We start from the raw sequence: 21,421 nt of genomic DNA, 5'->3' as shown, positions 1-21,421 counted from the left end.
GGCACGGGCCACGTCACTCGGTGGCGATGGCCCGCAGCACGTCGAGGCGTGCGGCGCGGCGGGCCGGGCGCAGGCCCGCGAGCGCTCCGGCGGCGAGGCCCACCAGGGCGACGACGACGAGCTGGAGCGGGGGCAGGGCGAACGCGAACGCGCTGTCGCTCGCGCCGTCCGACGCCTCGACCAGGACCCAGCCGAGGAATCCGCCGAGCACCAGGCCACCCGCGGTACCGAACGCGGCGACCAGGACGGACTCCCACCGGACCATGGCCCGCAGCTGGGCGCGGGTCTGGCCGACGGCCCTCAACAGCCCCAGTTCGCGCGTGCGTTCGTGGACGGCCAGGGTGAGGGTGTTGGCGATGCCGAGCAGGGCGATCAGCACGGCGAGGGCCAGCAGCGCGTAAACCAGGGTGAGCATCATGTCGATGCCGCCGGCGGACGACTGCGCGTACTCGTCGCGGGTCTGCACCTCCGGATTCCCGTACGCCGCCGCGACCTTGGAGACGGCGGCCTTGCCGTCGGCCGTGCTCACACCGTCCTTGAAGGTGACGGCGATCAGGGTGTCGGAGTCCTGGGCGCGGTGCGGGGCCCAGGCCTCGCGCGTGATGACGTAGTCCCCGGCGAGCTCCGACCGGCCGTAGACCGCGCGGACGGTGAAGTTCTGCTGCTTGCCGTCGGTGAAGGCCAGGCGGGCGGTGCTGCCCGGTTGGAGGTGCTGCTTGTCGGCCTCCTTGCGGGTGATGGCGATGCCGTCCGTGCCGAGGTCGTCGAGCGAGCCGCGGACTGCGCCCAGGTCGAAGGACCTGGCGAGCGCGGCCGGGTCGGTGACGGTGAGGGCGCGGCCCTCGCCGTCGACGTCCGCGACGCCCTTGCCCAGGCCGACTGCGGTCGCGACCTGCGGCTGTCCGGCGATGGCCGGGGCGAGCTTCGGGCTGAGGCCGCTGCCGCCCGCGCCGAACGACGGGGCGGACACGGCGATGTCGCCGGCGAAGGAGCGGGACACCGTCTGGTCCATGGTCGCCTTCAGCGAGGCGCCGAAGACGGTGAACAGGGAGACGACGGCGACGCCGATCATCAGGGCACTCGCGGTGGCCGCGGTGCGCTTGGGGCTGCGCAGGGCGTTGCGCCGGGCGAGGCCGCCGGTGACGCCACGCAGCTTGTCGAGGGGGCTGCCGAGGACACGTACGGCGCGCGACGAGGCGACCGGACCGAGCACCACGAACGCGATGAGGATCAGCACGCTGCCGAGGCCCGCGAGCCAGATGGACGGCGAGGAGAGGACTCCGACCAGGGTGACGGCGATCGCTGCGACGCCGAGCGCCGTGCCGATGACGGCGCGGCGGCGCGAGGCACCGGACTGGTCGACTGCCGTCTCGCGCAGGGCCGCAAGGGGTGCGGTGCGTCCGGCCCGTACGGCGGGCAGGAGCGCGGAGCCGAGACAGACGAGGACGCCCACGGCGAGCGGGAGCAGCATGGACAGGCCGCTGATCACGAGAGCGCCGTCGGGGAACGGGAAGCCGATGGCGGGGAACAGCGCCTGGAGACCGGCCGCGATGCCGATGCCGCCGGCAAGACCGGCGACCGACGCGAGAACGGCGACGGCGCTCGCCTCGACGAGCGTCGTGGCGGTGACCTGGCGGCGGGAGGCGCCGAGGGCGCGCAGGAGCGCGTTCTCACGGGTGCGCTGAGCGACGACGATCGCGAACGTGTTGTGGATCGAGAAGGTCGCCACGAGCAGGGCGATGCCGGAGAACACGAGGAGGAAGGTGGTGAAGAGGGTCAGGAACTGGCCGGAGATCATGTCCGTGTTCTCCTGCGCCGACGCCTCGCCGGTGATGGCCTCGACTCCCCTGGGCAGTACGGGAGTCAGCTCGTCGACGAGTTCCCGCTGGCTGGTGCCGGGGCCGGCCCGCACCTGGATGGACGCGGCCTCGCCGGGCCTCGGCGTGAGGTACTTCTCCGCGTCGGCCTGCGTCATGCCGGTGTACGTCACCTGCGCCATGCCGTCCTCGCCGCCGAAGGTCGCGAGGCCGACGATCGTCACCTTGACGGGGTCGGGGGTGCGCAGGGTCGTGGTGTCGCCGATCTTGAGGTCGCCCTTCTTGGCGGCTCCCCGGTTGACGACGACCTCGCCGGTCTTCGAAGGGGCGTGTCCCTCGGCCAGGCGGTAGGGGTTGAGTTCGGGGTCGTCGATCCAGTTGCCCGCGAGGGTGGGCGGGCCCTGGCCGCCGATCGCCTTGCCGTTGCTGCCGACGAGCTGGCCCGCGCCCTGGATGCCGGGCACGGCGGCGGCGACGCCCGGGGTGTCCGCCAGCTTCTTCGCGAGCGACGCGGCGACGGGCTGCCGGGTGCCTTGGCTCTCACCGGGGGTCGTGATCACATTCGTGCTGCGGACGACGGCGTCCGTGCCGCTCGACGCGTTGCCGAACATGGTGTCGAAGCTGGCGCGCAGGGTGTCACCCATGACGAGCGTGCCGGCGAGGAACGCGACGCCGAGCAGGACGGCCAGGAAGGTGCCGGCGAAGCGCCGCTTGTGGGCGCGCAGCGACGACACGCTCAGGCGCGCGGAGGTGCTCAGGGAGCTCATGACGGCGCCTCCCCCGCACGTCGTGCGCCACCGGCCGTGTCGAAGGCCTTCATGCGGTCGAGGACCTTGTCCGGGGTCGGTGCCTGCATCCGGTCGACGAGGCGGCCGTCGGCTAGGAAGACGACCTCGTCGGCGTGGGCGGCGGCCACCGGGTCGTGGGTGACCATGACGACCGTGCGGTCCATCTGCCGTACGGCGCGGCCGAGGAGCCCGAGCACCTCCTCGCCGGAGCGCGAGTCGAGGTTGCCGGTGGGTTCGTCGGCGAAGACGACGTCGGGGCGGCCGGCGAAGGCCCGGGCCACGGCGACGCGCTGCTGCTGTCCGCCGGAGAGTTCGGACGGCCGGTGGTGCAGCCGGTCGCGCAGGCCGACGATGTCGACCAGGGCGTCGATCCACTCCCTGGAAGCGGCGTCGTCCTTCGCCCCCGCGAGGTCCATCGGCAGGGTGATGTTCTCCGCGACCGTCAGCGTCGGCACCAGGTTGAAGGCCTGGAACACGAAGCCGATCCGGTCGCGGCGCAGCAGGGTCAGGCGGCGGTCGTCGAGGTCGCTCAGGTCGGTGTCGCCGATGAAGGCGGAGCCGGCGCTGAGGGTGTCGAGGCCCGCCGCGCAGTGCATCAGCGTGGACTTTCCGGAGCCGGAAGGACCCATGATCGCGGTGAATCTGCCGGCTTCGAAGCCGACGCTCACGCCGTCCAGGGCCCGGACCGCGGTGTCGCCACTGCCGTAGACCTTCACGGCGTCGACGACTCGGGCCGCGGTCCGGGTGAGCGTGGCGGTGGTCATGCCGCACCGCCCTTGGTACGGCCGAACTCCTCGTTCAGGACCGAGCTCCGGCGCCAGTACTCGTCCTCGTCGATCTCGCCCGCGGCGAAGCGTCGGCCGAGCACGGTGAGGGGCGAGTTCTCGTCGGCGGCGGGCCGCCAGGGGGCGCCACGGCGGCGTCCGCGCCACACCGTGCGGCGCAGCAGCGTGACGACGCCGATGACGACGGCCGCCCAGATCAGCGGGAAGAACAGGATCCACGGGCCGGGCCCGCCGTCCCAGTCAGCCAGGGTCTGCATAAGACTCATCTCCTCGGAACGTGTGCTCACGTTTTCTCGATGACTCGAGACTCGCTCCGGAGGGGGGTCGAAGTCGTCGTACAGCCAGCGGCAGCGCGCGTACCCCCACGGGAGTACGGGGCCCGCTTCCGCCTACTCTCCCCACTCTCGCCTTCTGTACCTACTAGTATGTACAGTGGATTCATGAGCACTTCGGACCGGTTGATCGAGTCCACTCGTGAGCTCCTGTGGGAGCGGGGTTACGTGGGCACGAGCCCCAAGGCGATCCAGCAGCGCGCCGACGCGGGGCAGGGCAGCATGTACCACCACTTCGGCGGGAAGCAGGACCTCGCGCTCGCCGCGATCGAGCGCACGGCGCAGGAGATGCGGGCCACCGCCGCGAAGTCGTTCGGCGGCGGTTCCGCGTATGCCCGCATCGAGGCGTATCTGCGGCGCGAGCGCGATGTGCTGCGCGGCTGCCCGATCGGCCGGCTCACGATGGACCCGGACGTGATCGCGAGCGACGCGCTGCGCGCACCGGTCGACGACACGATCGACTGGCTGCGGGAACAGCTCGCCGGAATCGTCGAAGAGGGCAAGGAGCAGGGCGAGTTCGCGCCCTCGCTGGACGCCGAGGAGATCGCGGCGACCATCGTCGCGACTGTCCAGGGCGGCTATGTCCTGGCCCGCGCGTCGGGCTCGCCCGCCGCCTTCGACGCGGGGGTTCGCGGACTGCTTTCGCTGCTCGCACCCGCCGCCTGAGCCGAGGAGAGACGCGACCGTGCACGCGATGCAGTACGAGATCACGCTGCCCGCCGACTACGACATGGGCATCATCCGCAAGCGGGTGGAGACCAGGGGGCATCTCCTCGACGCCTTCCCCGGACTCGGCCTCAAGGCCTATCTGATGCGGGAGCGCGGTGTCGCCGGGTCACTCGTGAACCAGTACGCGCCGTGCTACCTGTGGAACACCCCTCAGGGCATGAACTCGTTCCTGTGGGGGCGCGGATTCCAGGGGATCGTGGACGACTTCGGGCGGCCCGAGGTGCAGCACTGGGCCGGACTCGCGTACGAGGAGGGCCCGGCCTCGCAGGCCACCCCGAGGAGCGCGGTACGCCGCCGGACACCCCTCACCGGGCAGGCTCCGCTCGCCGAACTGACAGATGCCGCCGTGCGCGACGCGGCCCGCATCGCCGGACAGGACGGGGCGGTGTGCGCAGCCGTCGCCGTCGATCCGCGCCACTGGGAGCTGCTCACCTTCTCCCTCTGGGACCACACGTCACCGGAAACACCGGGCGACCTCTACGAGGTGCTGCACCTGAGCGCCCCCGAGCGCGACCGGCTCCCCCGGGGGAGGCAGTGGTGACCGCGACCGTTCGGACCGTGCTCGGGGACGTGGCGCCGGAGGAACTCGGCGTGTGCGACGCGCACGACCACCTCTTCTTCCGCAGCCCCCTACTCCCCGGCCAGGAACTCGACGACACGGCCGCCGCCGAGGCGGAACTGCGCGCCTACCGGGATGCGGGCGGCGGCGCGGTCGTCCAGTGGACACCGCACGGGCTCGGACGCCGGGCCGAGCTGCTGCCCGAACTGTCGACCGCGACGGGCGTACGCGTCGTGGCCGCGACGGGTGTCCACCAAGCCGCCCACTACGCACCGGAGTTGCTCGCCCGGCTGCGTCCCGTCCTCGCCGACGTGTTCGTGCGGGAACTCACGGAGGGGATCGGCGACAGCGGTGTGCGGGCCGGCCTCATCAAGGTCGCGGGCGGCTTCCACGCCCTCGACGACCACGCGGTGTGGACGATGCGGGCCGCCGCCGAGGCCCATCACGCGACGGGCGCACCGATCGCCGTCCACCACGAGCTGGGAACGGGCGTACTCGACGTACTCGACCTGTTGTGCGAAGAGTTGGGGGTGGCGCCGGAGCGGGTCGTGCTCGGGCACCTCAACCGCTCCCCCGACTTCGTCGTGCACCGGCAGGCCGCCGAGTCCGGCGCGTACCTCGCCTTCGACGGGCCGTCGCGCGCCAACCACGCGACGGACTGGCGGATGCCGGACGCGATGGCGGCGCTCGCCGATGCGGGGTACGGCGACCGGCTCCTGCTCGGCGGCGACACGACGACCGCCGGAGCGCGCTCGGTGAGCGGCGGGCCCGGGATGCCGTATCTGCTGCGCCGCGTCCGCCCACGGCTCGAACTGGCCCTGGGCAAGGAGCTGGTGGACCGGATCCTCGTCGACAACCCGGGCAGGGCGTTCGCGGCGGAACGGCTGCCCGGGAGGTGACGGACGGCCTTACTCTGCCTGTGCGGTGCCGGCCGACGGTGCGCGGCCGTCGTGGTGCACAGGGCCCGCGGACGCCACGACCGACGTCGGCACCGGCGAGAAGATCGGGTACATGAGCCGGTTGGACAGATAGGCGAAGACCGGCCCGAGCGCGTTCATCGCGACCACGCAGACCCACGCCGCCCAGATGTTGCCCGGCTTGTAGCCGAAGCCGCCGAAGAACGTGGCGAAGTAGCTGGCGAAGCCGAGGAACATGCCGGGAATCAGCGAGAACGCCTTGATGCGGCCCGTGTACATCAGGACGGTGTTGACGACCATGATCACCAGGGCCAGCACCGCGTTGCGGGCGAGCTGGCTGTCGCCGAACGCCGTGCCCACGTGCTGGTCGATCAGCACGATGGTCAGGGCGAAGGCGGAGCCGGCGGGCATCGTGCACCACAACCTTCGTGCGTTCGCCCAGCTCGGCCCTCCGAGTGCGAAGACGGCCGCCCACGAGATGAAGATCGCCCAGGGCGGGAGATGGAGCGCGGTCCCTCCGATGAACGCCGTCAGACCGGCGAGTACGGAGGCGACGATTTCGTGAGAGAGGCGTTCGCGCATGGGGATTCCTCTGCTGGAGTCGGATGGCCGAGCGCGGTGCCGTGCGGGGGCGCGTGGGGGGCTGGTGAGGGTGCGAGGGGAGGGGAGGCTCAGTGGACGAGGAGTTCGCGGGTCCTGACCGTGCGGGCCACCACCTTCCCCGCCTTGATGACATGGGCGCGTTCGGGCCGGTCCAGGACGATGTCGTCGTAGACCTGCGTGTCGAGCACCACCAGGTCGGCGCGGGCGCCCGGCCGTACGCCGTAGTCGTCGGCGACGCCCACGACCCGGGCCGCGTCGTGCGTGACCATGCGCAGCACCCGGTGGAGGTCGGTGGGCCCGGACAGGTGGCCGGTCTGCGCCAGCAGGAGCGCCGTGTCCAGGGGGTCCGCGCACCCGAACGGGGTGAAGGCGTTGCGGATGTTGTTGGAGGAGCAGGCGGCCAGCACGCCGTGGTCCCACAGTTCGCGGACCGGGGCGACCCCCCGCCGGACCGCCCGGGTGTCCCGTCGCCCGCCGAGGTGCAGGTCGGTCGCCGGTAGCGGCACGACCGCGACGCCCGCGTCGGCGAGTGCGGCCATCGCCCGAGCCCGATCCGCTGGCTCCCGGCCGCTGAGTGAGGTCATATGACCGAGCGCCACCCGACCACCCAGACCCCGGCGCGCGGTCTGGCCGGCGATGAACTCGGCGAGCGCGTACCGGGGGTCGGACGCGTCGTCGGCGAAGTCCGCGTGCAGATCGGCCGGCACTCCGTGCTGTGCGGCGAGGTCGAGCACGAGCTCGACGTGGCGGCGGCAGTCGTCCAGGGTGGCCTCGTTGTAGGTGCACCCGCCCACCACGTCGGCGCCCGCTGCCAGCGCCGCGATCAGCAGTTTCTCGGTGCCGGGAGACCGCAGGATGCCCTCCTGCGGGAACGCCACGATCTGGAGGTCCACCAACTCCGCGTACTCCTCGCGGAGTTGGAGCAGGACCTCGACGCCAAGCAGCCCCGCGATCGGGTCGACGTCCGGATGGGCGCGGATCACCGTCGTGCCGTTGAGGACCGCTGCCTCAAGGACGCGCCGCGCACGAGCCAGTACGTCCTCGCGCGTGAACGCGCTCTTCAGTTCGCCGGTCACCGCGATCGCTCCGGCGAGGGTTCCGTCGGGGTTGCTTCGTACGCCGTCCAGGAGGGCCTTGTCGAGATGCAGATGGGGTTCGACGAAGCCGGGCAGGACGACCCGGCCCGCGCAGTCGATCACCGCGTCGGCATCCTGGCCCGAGGCGTCCCCGACGGCTCGCACCCGGCCGCCGTCGATCACCACGTCGCAGGGCGACCGGGCGTCTTCGACGCGTGCTTGACGCAGTATCAGTTGAGGCATACGGGCTCCCGGTGGGTGGATGGGCGGGGGCGGGGGTGACTGGCGTACGCGGCAGGCGGGATCAGCCGCGATCGGACTGGATGTGCCTGGATCGGACTGGATCAGTCAGGGAAGTCCGCCTTGCGGATGAGGCAGTGCACTCCCTGGACCTGGTCGACGACCTGCGAGATCTCGAAGTCGGCCGCCGCGCTCAGGTAGGCGTACGCGGTCGGCCCGTCCATGCCGAAACGGTCAGTGAGGAAGCGGACGGCGGCGCGGACGGCTTCCCGCATCGCCTCGTCGAGGTCCTCGTGCAGCCCCACGGGGATCCAGTGCCGGTCGGTCTCGCCGAAGGGATGCGTGAGGGTCGCGGCCGCCGCGCGGGCCCGTGCGCCCTTGAGGAGGGTGAGCCGGAACGTGGCGCGCAGCGGCGCCTCCAGGGCGGTGAGGGCGACTTCGCCGTTCCCCTGGGCGTAGTGCGGATCTCCGGTGTAGAAGCCCGCTCCGGCCGTCTGTACGGGCAGATACAGCGCGGAGCGTGTCTCGAGTTCCTTGATGTCGAGGTTGCCGCCGTGCCGTCCCGGCGGCACCGAGTGCTGCGATCCGTCCGTGTCGGTGGCCACGCCCATGATGCCCATGAAGGGTCGCAGCCGGAACCGGGCCGCCCGGCCCTCGGCGTAGCGGATCACGCCGCTGTCCCGGCCGTCCGCACGCTCCACCTCACAGAAGGTGAACTCCGGTGCTGTGCGGGCGAATTCGTCCGGCAACGCGCCACGGCCGTGCCTGCTGGAGATGACGCCGTAGTCGGCGCGCCGGTGCAGCGACAGCACTTCGGCCTTGAGGAGGTCACCGGGCTCGGCGCCCCTGATGTGGACGGGCGCACTGACGACATGGGGGCCGTCGCCGTCCGGGTCCCGTGGCGGCGGGGACTTCGCCAACAGGCGGGCGTCTGAGAGCACTTCGGTCGCGGCGATGCCGTACCGCCCGAAGAAGGCCGCCGGGTCGCGCCCCTGGTCCTCCAGGATGCCCTCGTGCGAAACGGTGTCGAAGGTGACGCTGTCGCCGGAGTCGATCGTGAGGGCCGGCGCTGTGGTGCGGCAGGGCAGCCGCCCCCAGCCGACGGTCTCCGGTGTGGCCCGCAGATAGTGCGTGCCGTCGATCGGGCCCTGTCCACCTTCGAGTATCACTGCGGCCTCCTTGCCGTGACGGTGCCGTTGAGGGGTTCTTCGGTGGTCCGCGCCGGGTCGCTGTCGAGCCAGGTGCCGCCGTGTCCGTCGAGGGCGGCGCCCAGCTGCTCCGGTGAGGTGATGAGCACCTGGCGGCCGGGGGCGCCGCGCAGGAAGTCGAGGGCGGCGCTGATCTTGGGGCCCATGCTGCCCGGCGGGAACTGGCCCTGGATGAGGAGCCGTTCGGCCTCGCCGCAGGTCAGCCGATCCAGGAAGCGCTGCGTGGGACGGCCGTAGTCGACGGCTACGCGTTCGACCGCGGTGGTGATGACCAGCAGGTCCGCGCCGAGTTCCGTCGCGAGATGCGCCGAGGTCAGATCCTTGTCGATGACGGCTTCGACGCCCTGGTAGCCACCGTCGTCGCCTTCCACGAGAGGGATTCCGCCGCCACCGGCCGCGATCACCGTGAATCCTGCCGAGGACAGTGCCCGTACGGACTCCGTCTCAAGGACCCGGCGCGGCCGGGGCGACGGGACCACGCGCCGCCAGCCCCGCTCGCCCTCCTCCGCCACGGTCCAGTCGTGAAGGCCCGCCAACTCCCTTGCCCGGACTGCCGGATAGAAGGCTCCTATAGGTTTGGTCGGGTGGCTGAACGCCTCGTCGTGCGCGTCGACCACGGTGTGGGTGATCAGCGCGGCGACCCGGTCGTCGGCGCGCCCGAGCGACCTGAGGCGGCCCGCGATCGCGGTCGCCAGGATGTATCCGAGGCCGCCCTGCGAGTCGGCCACGCACATGTCGAGGCCGAGGGCGGGCAGTTCGGGGGCCAGGGCTGCCGCGAGGTCCGCGCGGCGCTTGATGAATCCGACCTGGGGGCCGTTGCCGTGGGTGACCACGACCCGCCACCCCGTGTCGGCCAGCGCCACTACGGGGGACGCGAGCCTGCGCGCGGCCTCGACCTGTTCGGCGACGGTGGCGTGGGTGCCACCGCGCAGCAGCGCGTTGCCGCCGATGGCGACCACCACTGTCCTCGGCACGGCTCGGGGAGTCATGCGGGTCACCGTAAGAGAGGCCGCCCGAGCCGGTCATGGGCACCGGACACCAGGATGAGGGGCCCGCCGCTGACACCCACTGACAAGGGGTGTCCCCGACCGCGGTGGGAAACACGGAAGTTACGCGCGGGGTATTACAGGTTACTCGCGGCTGTCGCATAGTGACTGTGCATGACAGGCTTCGGTATCGGTACCGCCCCGACCGTCCCCTACGGCCTCTCTCCCGGGCTGACCGTGAGCGAGGCGCTGGCCCTGCCCTGCCTCAGCGGCGCACGACTCGTCGCCGGGGCGAGCGGCCGCGGCCGCCGTATCCGCGTCGTCAACATCATGGAAGTCCCCGACATCGTGCGCTGGATGCGCGGCGGTGAACTGCTGCTGACCACCGCCTACGCGGTCCGTGACGACGCGGAGGCGCTGAGCGACCTGATCCCCGTACTCGCCGAGCGCGGCCTCGCCGCCCTGGCCGTGAAGGTCGGTCCCTATCTGCCCGCGCTGCCGCCGGTGATGCTGGCGGTGGCGGACGAACTCGGCTTCCCTGTCGTCGAGTTGCCGGGCGCCGTCATGTTCAACGACATCCTGTCCGAGGTGCTGGGCACCGTACTGAACCGCCAGGCCCTGGAGTTGGAGCGTTCGCGCGCCATCCATGAACGGCTCACGGCGGTGGCCCTCGACGGAGGCTCCTACCAGGAGCTCATGAACGTACTGCTCGAGCTGTCCGGCTGCGCGGCCGCCGTGCTCGACGAGCACGGGTGGATCCTGGCCTCCGCGGGCTCCCCGCCTCCCGACCGTCCGCCCGCCGCCGAGCGCGCCATCGAGACGGGCACGGGCGCGAGCGGCGCCGTGGCCCTGTGGCGGGACGACGCGGAGGCCCCGGACCACGGGGCCGGGGCGTCCATGCCTTCCGCTCATGAGCTCGACACTCATCAGAGGATGGCGCTGGAGCACGCCACGACCGTCGCGGCGACCATCGCCGCCCAGGAACGCGCCCTGGCCAGCCGCCAGCAGCGCTACCGCACGCTGCTCCTGATGGAACTGGTCTCACGGCCTCCGCTCGACCGCGCCGAGACCGCGCGCCGCGCCGCGGCCATGGGCTGGAACCTGCGCCTGCCCCGCGCGGTTGTCCTCGCCGAGGTCTCTTCCACCGGCGCCGGCGGCCCCACCGACACCGAACTCGCCCTGGAGGAAAGGCTGTTGCCACTCGTACGGTCGACTGCCGGGCCCGGCGCGATCATCTGGGGCAGTCAGAGCGGACTCGTCCTGCTGATGGAACCGGGGCCGTCCCTCAACGGCCGATGTCAGGCCCTGCACGCGGCTGTCACCGCCGCACACCCCGACTGGGACGTGGCGGTCGCCGCCGGAACCGTCCGGGACGACTTCACCGACTATCACCACAGCTACGAGGAAGCGGCGCAGACCCTGACGCTCGGCCGCGAACTGCACGGCCCCGACTTCGTCCGCGGCCATGCGGACCTGGGGGTGTACCGGCTTCTCGGACTGCTGCCCGCGGCGGAGCTCACGGCTCTCGTCGACGACGCGCTCGGCCCGCTGCTCGCCCATGACGCCGAGCACGAGGGCAGCCTCGTCGAGACCCTCAGCGTCTATCTCCTCGAGGACCGCAACGGCGTGGCCACTGCCGCGCGGCTGCACGTCCACTACAACACCCTGCGCTACCGACTGCGCCAGATCGACCGCCTCACCGGCGGTCTCGAACGCCGGCCGACGGCCCGGCTCCAGACCGAACTGGCCGTCCACGCATACCGGTTGCTCTCGGCGCGCGACCGGCGCTGAGCAAGCCCTCCTTGCGGCTGACGCTGGTCCTCGAAAGGCGGGTCACTGTCATCCGTTGCCGGTAAATCCCCTGCCGGTTCTGGCACTTCGAGCCATGCTGCAAGGGGCGGGCCGCTGCCTAGAGTCGGAACCATGGTGCTGCGAAACGCCGTGCACAAGGATCTTTACGCCGACTCCGTCGCCCTCATGAGGGTCGCCGCCCGCCTGGCCGAACCGCCGGGCGTCGAAACCATCAGCCTCGTGATGGGCACACCCGCCAACCGCGACGTCCTCGCGCGGTCGGGGCTGCTGACCACCCCGGGCCACGACGCCGGACCCAACGACCTGCTCGTCGCCCTCCGCGGCGAACCCGACGCGGTGGACACCGCCCTCGCCCTGGTGGTCGATGCCCTGTCCGGTCCCGGCGAGGGACCGGGCGCAGGACCGGAGGCCGGTGCGGACGCCGGGCCCCCGGTGCGCTCGCTCGTCGGCGCCCCCGCCGGCGCGAGTCTCGCGCTGATCTCCACCCCAGGCCCGTACGCGGCCGCCGAGGCCCTCAAAGCGCTGCGCCTGGGCATGCACGCCTTCGTCTTCAGCGACCACGTGCCGATCGAGCAGGAGGTGCTCCTGAAGCGCGAGGCCGCCCGCCGTGGGCTGCTCGTCATGGGCCCGGACTGCGGAACCGCCGTCATCGGCGGCATCCCCCTCGGCTTCGCCAACGAGGTGCGGGCGGGCTGCGTCGGCCTGGTCGGGGCCTCCGGTACGGGACTGCAACAGGTGTCGAGTCTGCTGCACTCCATGGGCTCGGGGATCAGCCACGTGATCGGCACCGGCAGCCGCGACGTGAGCGCGGAAGTGGGCGGGCTGACGATGCGGGCCGGGCTCGACGCCCTGGCCGCGGACCCCGCCACGGAGGTCATCGTTCTCGTGTCCAAACCGCCCGCGCCGCACGTGGCCGAGCAACTGCTGCGGCACGCAAGCGCGTTGGGGAAACCTGTGGTGGCCTGTTTTCTCGGCACGGACGGGACTGCCCCCGTCCCGGCCGGAGTGACGCTCGCGCCCACCCTCTTGGAGGCAGCGCGGTCCGCGGCCTCCCTTGCCGTCGGCGGAGCACCGCCGCCCGGCGAAGAGCTGCCCAAGCTGCCCGCCCCCGCTCCGCCGCGCCGCCTGCTGCGGGCCCTGTACGCGGGCGGCACGTTCGCCCATGAGGCGGTCCTGCTCCTCGGCCCGGCACTCGGTGACATCACCCGCACCGCTCCCCCGCCGGTGCCGGGCACCGTCCCGCGCCTGCCGGACCGGCATCTCGTACTCGACCTGGGCGACGACGAGTTCACCGCCGGGCGCCCCCACCCGATGATCGACCCCACGGTCCGCACCGAGTACCTGCGGGCGGCCCTCGCGGACCCGCGGAGCGCCGCGGTCGTCCTCGACGTGGTCATCGGACACGGCGCAGCGCCGGATCCGGCAGCGGCTCTCGCCGGGGTCCTGGCCGAGGCTCCTGTCGACGCCCCGCCGGTGATCGCGTTCGTCGTGGGCACCGACGACGACCCGCAGGGGCTCACCGCACAGCGGCGGATTCTGCGTGAGGCGGGTGCGTACGTCGCCGACAGCAGCACGACCGCCGGGCGGGTGTGCGCCGAACTCCTCTGCGCCGGTGGCGACTTGATGCTCGCCCCCGCAGCCCCTGGCTCCGCCTCTGCCTCTGCCTCCGCCTCTGCCTCTGCCTCTGCCTCTGCCTCTGCCTCCCGGATCGGAGAGACCGCATGACCGCACAGGCCTCGCCCGCGCAGGGCCTCCTGACCGGCGTACCGCACGTCGTGAACGTCGGTGTCGACGCGTTCGCCGGGCCGCCGCGGGCCGCGGGCGCGACGGTGACGGCGGTCGACTGGCGCCCCCCGGCCTCCGGTGATCCGGAACTCGGCGCCGGGCTCGCCCGCCTGGTCGCGCACCCGGCCGTCGAGGCGGCCAACGCCGAAGCACTCGAGCGGATACTCGGCGTCGTGCCGCTGTGGACCGATGTCCGCCCGGCCGGGGAGCTCATCACTGAACTGGCGCAGGAGAGGCTCCTGTTGCATGCCGGACCGCCGATCGAGTGGGAGCGCATGTGCGGCCCGATGCGGGCCGCCGTCGTCGGCGCCGCGCTCCTGGAGGGCTGGGCGGCGACGGCAGCGGACGCGGAAGCACTCGCCGACGCGGGAGCCATTCGCTTCGCCCCCTGCCATCACCACGACACGGTCGGCCCGATGGCGGGCGTCATCTCCGCGTCCATGCCCCTGCTCGTCGTGGAGGACGAGGCCACGGGACTGCGGGCCTACTCCAACCTCAACGAGGGGCAGGGGCGCTGCCTGCGCTACGGCGCGCTCGGCGACGACGTGACGGAGCGGCTGCGCTGGATGGGAGAGCGCCTCGGCCCCGCGCTGCGCGCGGCGATCGGCTCGCTGGCCGAGCCGGTGAACCTGCGGTCGGTCACCGCGCAGGCCCTTCAGATGGGCGACGAGTGCCACAGCCGCAACACCGCCGCGAGCGCCCTGCTCACCCGCGAGCTCTCCGCCGCGCTCGCCCGGCACGCGGAACTCGGCGGGATCGAGGCGCTGGACTTCCTGCGCGACAACAACTACTGGTTCCTCAACTTCTCCATGGCCGCGAGCAAGTTGGCACTGCTGGCCGGGCACGGCGTGCCGCACTCCACGGTCGTCACCGCCTTCGCGCGCAACGGTGTCGACGTCGGCATCCGTGTCAGCGGCCTCGGCGACGCCTGGTTCACGGCGCCCGCCGCCCCCGTGGACGGCCTCTACTTCGCCGGATACGGGCCCGCCGACGCCAATCCCGACATCGGTGACAGCGCCATCACCGAGATGCACGGCCTGGGCGGATTCGCGCTGGCCGCCGCCCCGGCGATCGTCGGCTTCGTGGGCGGCACCCCCGAAGGGGCCCGCCGCGTCAGCCAGGAGATGGCGACGCTCACCGTCGGCCGGCACCGCGACTACCGCCTCCCCGGCCTCGACTTCGTCGGCAGCCCTGTCGGCCTCGACATCCGCAAGGTCGTCGACACGGGCCTCGAACCGGTCATCACCACGGGCATCGCGCACCGCGAACCGGGCATCGGCCAGATCGGCGCCGGCCTCACCCACGCCCCGATGCGCTGCTTCACGGACGCGCTGAGCGCCTTCGGCGTGCCCCCGGAGTCCGGGGAGTGACGGGCACGCCGGCCGACAGGGGGTCTGTACGGGCTGGGGTGACCCGCCCTGAGCACGTACACCTCGGCACCGTCAGTCACGTACACCTCGGCACCATCAGCACGGCCGTCGCCCCGCTGCTGCACGGTCCGTCCCGGCCGGCCCGCGTCGTCGCGGCCACCCGCTACGCGGTCCATCTCGTCACCGGCGACCGGGAGTTACCCGCGCTCGCCGTGGTGACCAGGGACGCTATCCGCCTGCCGAACGCGCTCGTACTGCCCTTCTCGTCGGCGGACCGGCCGTTCGACCTGAACACACCATGGGCCGGCTTCGGGGCAGGCCGCGTAGTCGTCGGGCCGGTTCACTTCGAGCCGGAGGCGTCCTGGACACCGCCCCGTGTCCAGGGCGCCCCCTCCCCACCGGACCCGGCGCGCATCAGGCAGGTGACGGTGCTGCTCGACGCGCCGGCGCACCCCCTGCCGCCCCCGCTGGCTCCCCGCATGACCGACCTGCGCCATGCCCTGCACGCCGATGACGCCGGCGAAGTCCGGCGGGCCGCCCGCGCGCTGGTCGGCCTCGGCCCCGGGCTCACCCCGTCCGGTGACGACATCCTGTGTGGCGCACTGCTGGCGAGCCGAGCGTGGGGAGGCCCTCTCGCGCCGCTCTCGGAGGCGGTCGCGGACGCGACCCTGCGCACACCGCTGCTCTCGGCGGCACTCCTGAGGCACGCGGTGCGCGGCGAATGCGTACCGCAGGCACACGCGTTCCTGCGGGCGCTGAACGGGGACGGTGTCCTGGAACCCGCCCTACGCGAACTGCTCGCTGTCGGGCACCACTCGGGAGGCGATCTGGCGCGTGGGGTGCTCGCGGTGGGCCTCAGCAGGGCGGGCGCGACGCCCGGTGACCGTGACGACTACCCGTTGAAGTAGCGGTTGCCCTTGTCGATGAGGTGGGAGGCGTAGACGCGGCCGATGGCCGGCTTGCCGCGGTCGAAGCCGACGTAGCGCTGTGCGCTGTCCACGACGACGGGGCGTGCGCAGCAGGCGAAGCGGTTGCGCTGCTGCTGTTCGGCCCAGGCCATGGCGGCCGGGTCGACGCGCTCGCTGACGAGGACGGGAAAGGCCGCGACGCCGGTCTACAGGCCGACCGGGAGGCCGCCCTTGTTCTGCTTCGCGTACGTCAGGACCTGCGAGGTGAACGCGTCGACGCTCTGCGGAGTGATCTCGGGCACGGCGGCGGCGACGGTGAACAGGTGCAGGTTGGTGGCCATCCAGCGCATCCGGAAGTCGGCCCGCCGCCCCACGAGGACGGGCACACCGAACCAGTCCTCCCAGCGCGTCGCGCAGCCGTCCCCTTGGAGGCGGCTCTCCACCGAGGCCAGGTAGTTCCGGGCCGATTCACCGATCATGGCGGTGATTGTGCACGGTCAAGCCCCTGCAGGACCAGCCGGGGTGCGACGGTCTCCCGCGCATCAGGCGAGGCCCAGCGCCGAGAGCGGGTCGTCGAGGACCGGCTGCCACGCCAACTCGGCTGCTCCGACCAGGCTGTTGTGGTCGAGCGTGCACGCCAGGATGGGGACGCCCCCGCTGCGGCCCCACAGGCTGCGGTCCGCGACGACGGCCCGCAGACGGTCGGGGTCCGCGTCGAGGAGCGCCTGGTGCAGGCCGCCCAGGATGATGCGGTCGGGGTTGAGGATGTTCACCAGGCCCGCGAGGCCGAGTCCGAGACGGTCGATCAGGGCCTCGGTGGCCATCCGTACCTTGGGGTCGTCGAGGCTGCCGGTGATCAGGTCGCGGGCCTGCTGGAGCAGGGAGCCGTCGGGTCCGGGTTCGCGGCCCGCCGCGTCGAGCAGGGCCAGCGGGTCGGTCTCCACGTCGAGGCAACCGCGGCTGCCGCAGTAGCAGGGCCGGCCCTCGGGGTTCACGGTGAGGTGCCCGACCTCCAGGGCGAGGCCCGAACTGCCGGTGTGCAGACGCCCGTCGAGGACGAGCGCGCCGCCGACGCCGCGGTGGCCGGTGGCTACGCACAGCAGATCGCGCGCGCCGCGGCCCGCGCCGTGGCGGTGCTCGGCGAGGGCGGCGAGGTTGACGTCGTTCGCGGCGAACGCCGGCCGCCCGATGCCCGCCTCCCGTACGCGCTCGGCGAAGATCTCGCGGACGGGCGAGCCCGCGGGCCAGGCGAGGTGGAGCGGGTTGAGGGCCGTGCCGTCGGGCTCGGCCACGGCGGACGGCACGGCGAGGCCCGCGCCGACGCAGTGGCGGCCGGTCTCGCGCAGGAGTTGGGCGCCGGCCTCCACGACCGAGCCGAGTACCTGCGCCGGATCCGGGTCGATGATCTCGCAGCCGGGCGTGGTCGCGACGATCCGGCCGCCGAGGCCTACGAGGGCCGCGCGGTAGCCGTCCGCGTGCACCTGCGCGGCGAGCGCCACGGGTCCGTCCTCGGCGACGGACAGCCGGTGCGAGGGACGCCCCTGCGAGCCCGCCGCGGCGCTCGGCTTCGCGTCGATCCTGATCAGTCCGAGCGCTTCCAGCTCGGCGGCGACCGCGCCCGCCGTGGCCCGCGTCACCCCCAGTTCGGCGGTGAGGACGGCGCGGGTCGGCGCGCGGCCGGTGTGCACGAGTTCGAGCGCCGGGCCGAGAGCACCACGGCCCCGCTCGAGACGGGGCGCACGCGCGGAGCCCTCCGCCTCGCCCGCCGTCTGCCCCCCGGCCCCGGAGGCCGCCTTGCCACGCATCAGCAACTCCTCGCCCTGATCACCGTGTCGCATCGTATCCGGTGAACGCCGCAGCCCCTGCGGGTGAACTCACCCCTGTGGGGAGGGTGCGGAGGGCGCTCCGGTGAGTCCGGTGACGCGCATCGTGAGATTCAGGCGGCCCCGGGAGAGCCCGGTGGCCGGGTCGCCGGTGCCGGGGTACACCTTCGGCACCCCGTGGAAGGCGAGCCGCGACGGCCCTCCGAAGACCAGCAGGTCCCCGGAGACCAGCTCCACGTCCTCGTACGGTTTGCCGCGGTTCTCGGTGTTGCCCAGCCGGAAGACGCAGGTGTCGCCGACGCTGAGCGAGACGACGGGTTCCCGGGCGCGCTCGTCCTTGTCCTGGTGCATACCCATGGTGGCGGCGCCGTCGTAGAAGTTGATCAGTGCCGTGTCGGGGTCGTAGCCGTCACCGGCCGCGTCGTCCTCGTACGCGTCGACGAGCGCGCGTCTGCCCAACTCCCGTAGCCAGTCGGGGAAATGGGCCACCTGGGCGCCGTTCACATCGGATGCCGTACGCGTGTAGCGGTAGGGCTGCCAGTGCCATCCGACGCACACGGTCTGGACGGACATCACGCCGCCGCCCGGCAGTCTTGTGTGGCGCATCGGCACGGGCCCGGCGGCCCAGCCGCGGCAGGCTTCGACGAGTGCGCGCTGGGCCTCGGCGTCGAGCCAGCCGGGCACGTGCACGGCGCCGGGGGTGATCACCCGGCGCTCCCGGTGCACCGGGAAGAGCGGGGGCGCGTGCGGTTCGTGCCGGCCGGCCATGGCCCCATTGTCCCCGGTACGAGGTGTCTGGCGCGTACCGGGGCTGGAACGGGGCACGGGTCAGCGGCGCATCACCTCGACCAGCTCCGTCACCGTGCGGGCCATCGCCTCGCGGCCCACGCTCAGGTACTTGCGGGAGTCGACGGCGTCGGGATGTGCTGCAAGGAACTCCCGGATGGCCCCCGTCATCGCTATGTTCAGAGCGGTGCCGACGTTCACCTTGGCGATGCCGCCCCGGACGGCCTGCGAGAGTTCGTCGTCACCGACACCGGAGGAACCGTGCAGGACCAGCGGTACGTCGAGGCCCTCCGAGAGCTGCTTGAGGAGGTCGTGGTCGAGCGTCGCGGTGCGGGTGGTCATGGCGTGCGAGGAGCCGATCGCGACGGCGAGGGCGTCGACGCCCGAGTCCGTCACGTAGGCGCGGGCCTCCCCCGGGTCCGTGCGAGCGCCCGGCGCGTGGGCGTCGAGCGGCGCCGAACCGTCCTTGCCGCCGACCTCGCCCAGCTCCGCCTCGACCCACAGCCCGTTGGCGTGGGCCCAGTCGGCGGCCGCGCGGGTGGCCGCGAGGTTCTCGTCGTAGGGGAGCCGGGCCGCGTCGTACATCACCGAGCTGAACCCGGCGTCCGCGGCCTGGCGGAGCAGCTCGTCGCTCTGGACGTGGTCGAGGTGGAGCGCCACGGGCACCGAGGACGCCTCCGCGGTGGCGGCCGCGGCCCTCGCGAGGGGCAGCAGGCGCCCGTAGCGGTAACGCACGGCGTTCTCGCTGACCTGGAGGATCACCGGCGCGTTCGCCGCCTCGGCGCCCGCCACGACGGCCTCGATGTGCTCCAGGGTGATGACGTTGAACGCGGCCACAGCGGTACGCGCCGCGGTGGCCTCGGCGACGAGCGCGCCGGTTGCTGCGAGGGGCACAGCCCCTCCTTTCGGAAGGCTCGGAAGCTCGGTCGACGGTCAGCCGGCGGTGAGGATCACCGAGCGGGTGAGGTGGCGCGGCTGGTCGGGGTCGAGTCCGCGGGCTGCCGCGACGGCCACGGCGAGGCGCTGCGCGCGCACGAGTTCGGCGAGCGGGTCGAGGCCGCCCTCGACCCAGAGCGCGCCGGTGCCGGTCACCTGCTCGGCGAGCCCCTCGGGCGCCGTGCCGATCATCCAGGTGGCGGTGCCCGCGGTGGTGACGCTGATGGGGCCGTGGCGGTACTCCATCGCGGGGTACGCCTCGGTCCACGACAGGGACGCCTCACGCATCTTCAGGGCGGCCTCGTTCGCGAGGCCGACGGTCCAGCCGCGTCCCAGGAAGGTGAACTGGCCGCACTCCACGAGGCCTTCGGGCAGCGGTGTCTCGAGCGCGGTGCGCGCGTCGGCGACCGCCTGCTCGGTGTGCAGGCCGAGGTGGGCGCGCAGGAGCGTGAGCGCCGTCGTCGCGAAGCGGGTCTGGACGACGGACTGCTCGTCGGCGAAGTCCAGGACGATCACGTCGTCGGCGGCGGAGACGATCGGTGTGTTCGGGTCGCCGATGACGGCAGTCGTCCGGATGCGGCCCTTGACCGCGGCCAGCAGCTCGACGACCTCGGTCGTCGTGCCGGACCGGGACAGCGCGATGAGACGGTCGTACGGGCGCCCGGCCGGGAACTCCGAAGCCGCGAACGCATCGGTCTCGCCCTGCCCAGACTGCTCGCGCAGCGCGGCGAAGGCCTGCGCCATGAACCACGAGGTACCGCAGCCCACGATCGCGACGCGCTCCCCCGGCGCGGGCAGCTTGGCGGCCTCGCCCGCGGCCAGGCCCGCCGCGCGCGTCCAGCACTCCGGCTGGCTGTTCAGCTCGTTCTCGACATGGCTCATGCCGTGCCCACTCCCTGATGTGTCGTGTCCGTGGACCGTTCGAACACGTCGCATGCGTCGCGCTCGAACGGCCCCATCGAGCGTATGCTCGTTCCTGCAAGAAATCGATACCTTTCGAGCATAACCAAGCATCAGGTAGTGCGCTAGGGTCACCCGGAGAACGACGATTGGAGGCCGCGGATGTCCCGCGACGCCCGCTGGAAGTCCCTGCTGGAACTGCTCGTGGAGCGGGGGCGCCTGGATGTCGAGGAGGCGGCGGCCGATCTGGGGGTGTCCGCGGCCACGATCCGGCGCGACTTCGACCAGCTCGCCGAGCAGCAGATGCTCGTACGCACCCGGGGCGGCGCGGTTGTCCACGGCGTCTCCTACGAGCTGCCCCTGCGCTACAAGACCGCGCGCAACGCCTCCGAGAAGGAACGGATCGCCAAGGCCGTCGCCGAGCTGATCACGCCGGGCGAGGCGGTCGGGCTGACCGGCGGCACGACGACGACCGAGGTGGCGCGCGCACTCGCGGTCCGCCCCGACCTCGCCTCCGGCTCCCCGGCCCTGACGATCGTCACGAACGCCCTGAACATCGCCAACGAGCTCGCCGTGCGGCCCCAGTTCAAGATCGTGGTGACGGGTGGGGTCGCCCGGCCGCAGTCGTACGAGCTCATCGGCCCGCTGGCGGACGGCGTGCTGAGCCAGATCACGATCGACACGGCCGTGCTGGGTGTCGTCGGTTTCGACGTCGCGCACGGCGCGGCGGCGCACGACGAGGCGGAGGCGGCCATCAACCGGCTGCTGTGCGAGCGGGCGGAGCGCGTCGTCGTCGCGGCGGACTCCAGCAAGCTGGGCCAGCGCGCGTTCGCCCGGATCTGCTCGACGGAGCGGATCGGCACCCTGGTCACGGACAGCGCCGTGGACGCGGCGACGGTGGAACGCTTCGAGGAGGCGGGGGTCAAGGTCCTCGCGGTGTGACGCCCGAGCCACACCTACGGTTCTCATAGCTGCGGCCCCTCCCGGACGGGTGGGGCCGCAGCCGTTTCCCTGTGCCGGTCCGCCGGATGTCGTGGCCGTCACGCCTCGAACCGTCTTGT

The 21,421-nt window shown here is 72.5% G+C and carries 21 protein-coding genes; 8 read left to right on the top strand and 13 right to left on the bottom strand.

What is annotated here, in order from left to right:
• Nucleotides 1-13 precede the first annotated feature (13 nt).
• The 3 genes from ACWFR4_RS39990 to ACWFR4_RS39980 are packed head-to-tail and all read right to left on the bottom strand — an operon-like array spanning nt 14 to nt 3,647.
• Nucleotides 14-2,575 carry an ABC transporter permease gene (locus tag ACWFR4_RS39990; RefSeq protein ID WP_453656561.1) on the bottom strand — a complete coding sequence of 854 codons (2,562 nt, stop codon included), beginning with the start codon at nt 2,573-2,575 and terminating at the stop codon, nt 14-16.
• 5 nt (nt 2,576-2,580) lie between these two features.
• Nucleotides 2,581-3,369: an ABC transporter ATP-binding protein gene (locus ACWFR4_RS39985; RefSeq protein WP_453458704.1), complete on the bottom strand. Its 789-nt coding sequence runs from the start codon at nt 3,367-3,369 to the stop codon at nt 2,581-2,583.
• Entirely contained in the window at nt 3,366-3,647 is a 282-nt protein-coding gene (locus ACWFR4_RS39980) for an SHOCT domain-containing protein (RefSeq protein WP_453458706.1), read from the bottom strand. Before ACWFR4_RS39980 ends, ACWFR4_RS39985 begins: the two co-directional genes overlap by 4 nt.
• Before the next feature lie 183 nt (nt 3,648-3,830).
• Between ACWFR4_RS39980 and ACWFR4_RS39975 the strand changes: the two genes are divergently transcribed.
• From ACWFR4_RS39975 to ACWFR4_RS39965, 3 genes are read left to right on the top strand one after another with little or no spacing between them, the layout of a single operon-like run.
• Nucleotides 3,831-4,388, top strand: a complete 558-nt coding sequence (locus ACWFR4_RS39975; RefSeq protein WP_453458709.1) for a TetR/AcrR family transcriptional regulator — start codon at nt 3,831-3,833, stop codon at nt 4,386-4,388.
• A 19-nt stretch (nt 4,389-4,407) separates the two neighbouring features.
• Nucleotides 4,408-4,992, top strand: a complete 585-nt coding sequence (locus ACWFR4_RS39970) for a DUF4865 family protein (RefSeq protein ID WP_453458712.1) — start codon at nt 4,408-4,410, stop codon at nt 4,990-4,992.
• Nucleotides 4,989-5,909 carry a phosphotriesterase family protein gene (locus ACWFR4_RS39965; protein WP_453656543.1) on the top strand — a complete coding sequence of 307 codons (921 nt, stop codon included), beginning with the start codon at nt 4,989-4,991 and terminating at the stop codon, nt 5,907-5,909. The genes ACWFR4_RS39970 and ACWFR4_RS39965 overlap by 4 nt, the downstream gene beginning before the upstream one ends.
• A gap of 9 nt (nt 5,910-5,918) precedes the next feature.
• Here ACWFR4_RS39965 and ACWFR4_RS39960 read toward each other — a convergent pair whose 3' ends face one another.
• From ACWFR4_RS39960 to ACWFR4_RS39945, 4 genes are all read right to left on the bottom strand, one after another.
• Complete coding sequence (locus ACWFR4_RS39960) at nt 5,919-6,509, bottom strand: DUF1097 domain-containing protein (protein WP_453656542.1); 591 nt, start codon at nt 6,507-6,509, stop codon at nt 5,919-5,921.
• Nucleotides 6,510-6,598: 89 nt separating this feature from the next.
• Nucleotides 6,599-7,849 carry an amidohydrolase family protein gene (locus ACWFR4_RS39955; protein WP_453656541.1) on the bottom strand — a complete coding sequence of 417 codons (1,251 nt, stop codon included), beginning with the start codon at nt 7,847-7,849 and terminating at the stop codon, nt 6,599-6,601.
• A gap of 101 nt (nt 7,850-7,950) precedes the next feature.
• Nucleotides 7,951-9,015 (bottom strand): acetamidase/formamidase family protein, encoded by a 1,065-nt coding sequence (locus tag ACWFR4_RS39950; RefSeq protein ID WP_453656540.1) that lies wholly within the window; start codon nt 9,013-9,015, stop codon nt 7,951-7,953.
• The gene (locus ACWFR4_RS39945) at nt 9,012-10,043 is read right to left on the bottom strand and encodes a carbamate kinase (RefSeq protein ID WP_453656539.1); all 1,032 of its coding nucleotides are present in this window, start codon (nt 10,041-10,043) and stop codon (nt 9,012-9,014) included. Before ACWFR4_RS39945 ends, ACWFR4_RS39950 begins: the two co-directional genes overlap by 4 nt.
• 171 nt (nt 10,044-10,214) lie before the next feature.
• On the opposite strand from ACWFR4_RS39945, the gene ACWFR4_RS39940 reads away from it, so the two are divergent.
• The 4 genes from ACWFR4_RS39940 (at nt 10,215) to ACWFR4_RS39925 (ending at nt 15,915) form a co-directional block, all read left to right on the top strand.
• Nucleotides 10,215-11,831, top strand: a complete 1,617-nt coding sequence (locus ACWFR4_RS39940; RefSeq protein ID WP_453656538.1) for a PucR family transcriptional regulator — start codon at nt 10,215-10,217, stop codon at nt 11,829-11,831.
• Nucleotides 11,832-11,963: 132 nt separating this feature from the next.
• Nucleotides 11,964-13,577: an acyl-CoA synthetase FdrA gene (gene fdrA / locus ACWFR4_RS39935; protein WP_453656537.1), complete on the top strand. Its 1,614-nt coding sequence runs from the start codon at nt 11,964-11,966 to the stop codon at nt 13,575-13,577.
• Nucleotides 13,574-15,007, top strand: a complete 1,434-nt coding sequence (locus tag ACWFR4_RS39930; RefSeq protein ID WP_453458736.1) for a DUF1116 domain-containing protein — start codon at nt 13,574-13,576, stop codon at nt 15,005-15,007. Before fdrA ends, ACWFR4_RS39930 begins: the two co-directional genes overlap by 4 nt.
• 38 nt (nt 15,008-15,045) lie before the next feature.
• Entirely contained in the window at nt 15,046-15,915 is an 870-nt protein-coding gene (locus tag ACWFR4_RS39925; protein ID WP_453656536.1) for a DUF2877 domain-containing protein, read from the top strand.
• Here ACWFR4_RS39925 and ACWFR4_RS39920 read toward each other — a convergent pair.
• The 6 genes from ACWFR4_RS39920 to ACWFR4_RS39895 all read right to left on the bottom strand — a co-directional run bounded on the left by ACWFR4_RS39920 (nt 15,900) and on the right by ACWFR4_RS39895 (nt 20,342).
• On the bottom strand, nt 15,900-16,067 hold the full coding sequence (locus tag ACWFR4_RS39920; RefSeq protein ID WP_453656535.1) for a hypothetical protein: 168 nt from the start codon (nt 16,065-16,067) through the stop codon (nt 15,900-15,902). The genes ACWFR4_RS39925 and ACWFR4_RS39920 overlap by 16 nt on opposite strands.
• Nucleotides 16,068-16,121: 54 nt before the next feature.
• Entirely contained in the window at nt 16,122-16,394 is a 273-nt protein-coding gene (locus ACWFR4_RS39915; RefSeq protein ID WP_453656534.1) for a hypothetical protein, read from the bottom strand.
• Nucleotides 16,395-16,457: 63 nt separating this feature from the next.
• Nucleotides 16,458-17,720 carry an ROK family protein gene (locus tag ACWFR4_RS39910; RefSeq protein ID WP_453458744.1) on the bottom strand — a complete coding sequence of 421 codons (1,263 nt, stop codon included), beginning with the start codon at nt 17,718-17,720 and terminating at the stop codon, nt 16,458-16,460.
• Between the two features lie 69 nt (nt 17,721-17,789).
• Nucleotides 17,790-18,506 (bottom strand): alpha-ketoglutarate-dependent dioxygenase AlkB family protein, encoded by a 717-nt coding sequence (locus ACWFR4_RS39905; RefSeq protein WP_453656533.1) that lies wholly within the window; start codon nt 18,504-18,506, stop codon nt 17,790-17,792.
• 60 nt (nt 18,507-18,566) lie between these two features.
• Nucleotides 18,567-19,418 carry a class II fructose-bisphosphate aldolase gene (locus ACWFR4_RS39900; RefSeq protein WP_453458750.1) on the bottom strand — a complete coding sequence of 284 codons (852 nt, stop codon included), beginning with the start codon at nt 19,416-19,418 and terminating at the stop codon, nt 18,567-18,569.
• Nucleotides 19,419-19,457: 39 nt separating this feature from the next.
• The gene (locus ACWFR4_RS39895) at nt 19,458-20,342 is read right to left on the bottom strand and encodes an SIS domain-containing protein (protein WP_405483269.1); all 885 of its coding nucleotides are present in this window, start codon (nt 20,340-20,342) and stop codon (nt 19,458-19,460) included.
• Between the two features lie 180 nt (nt 20,343-20,522).
• Between ACWFR4_RS39895 and ACWFR4_RS39890 the strand changes: the two genes are divergently transcribed.
• Nucleotides 20,523-21,302, top strand: coding sequence for a DeoR/GlpR family DNA-binding transcription regulator (locus tag ACWFR4_RS39890; RefSeq protein WP_326714346.1), 780 nt, complete (start codon nt 20,523-20,525; stop codon nt 21,300-21,302).
• The last annotated feature ends 119 nt before the right edge of the window (nt 21,303-21,421 follow it).

This window comes from Streptomyces sp. NPDC055140 (assembly GCF_053607285.1).
The sequence above is the reverse complement of the archived record's forward strand: the minus strand, read 5'-3'. Positions and strand labels throughout refer to the sequence as shown.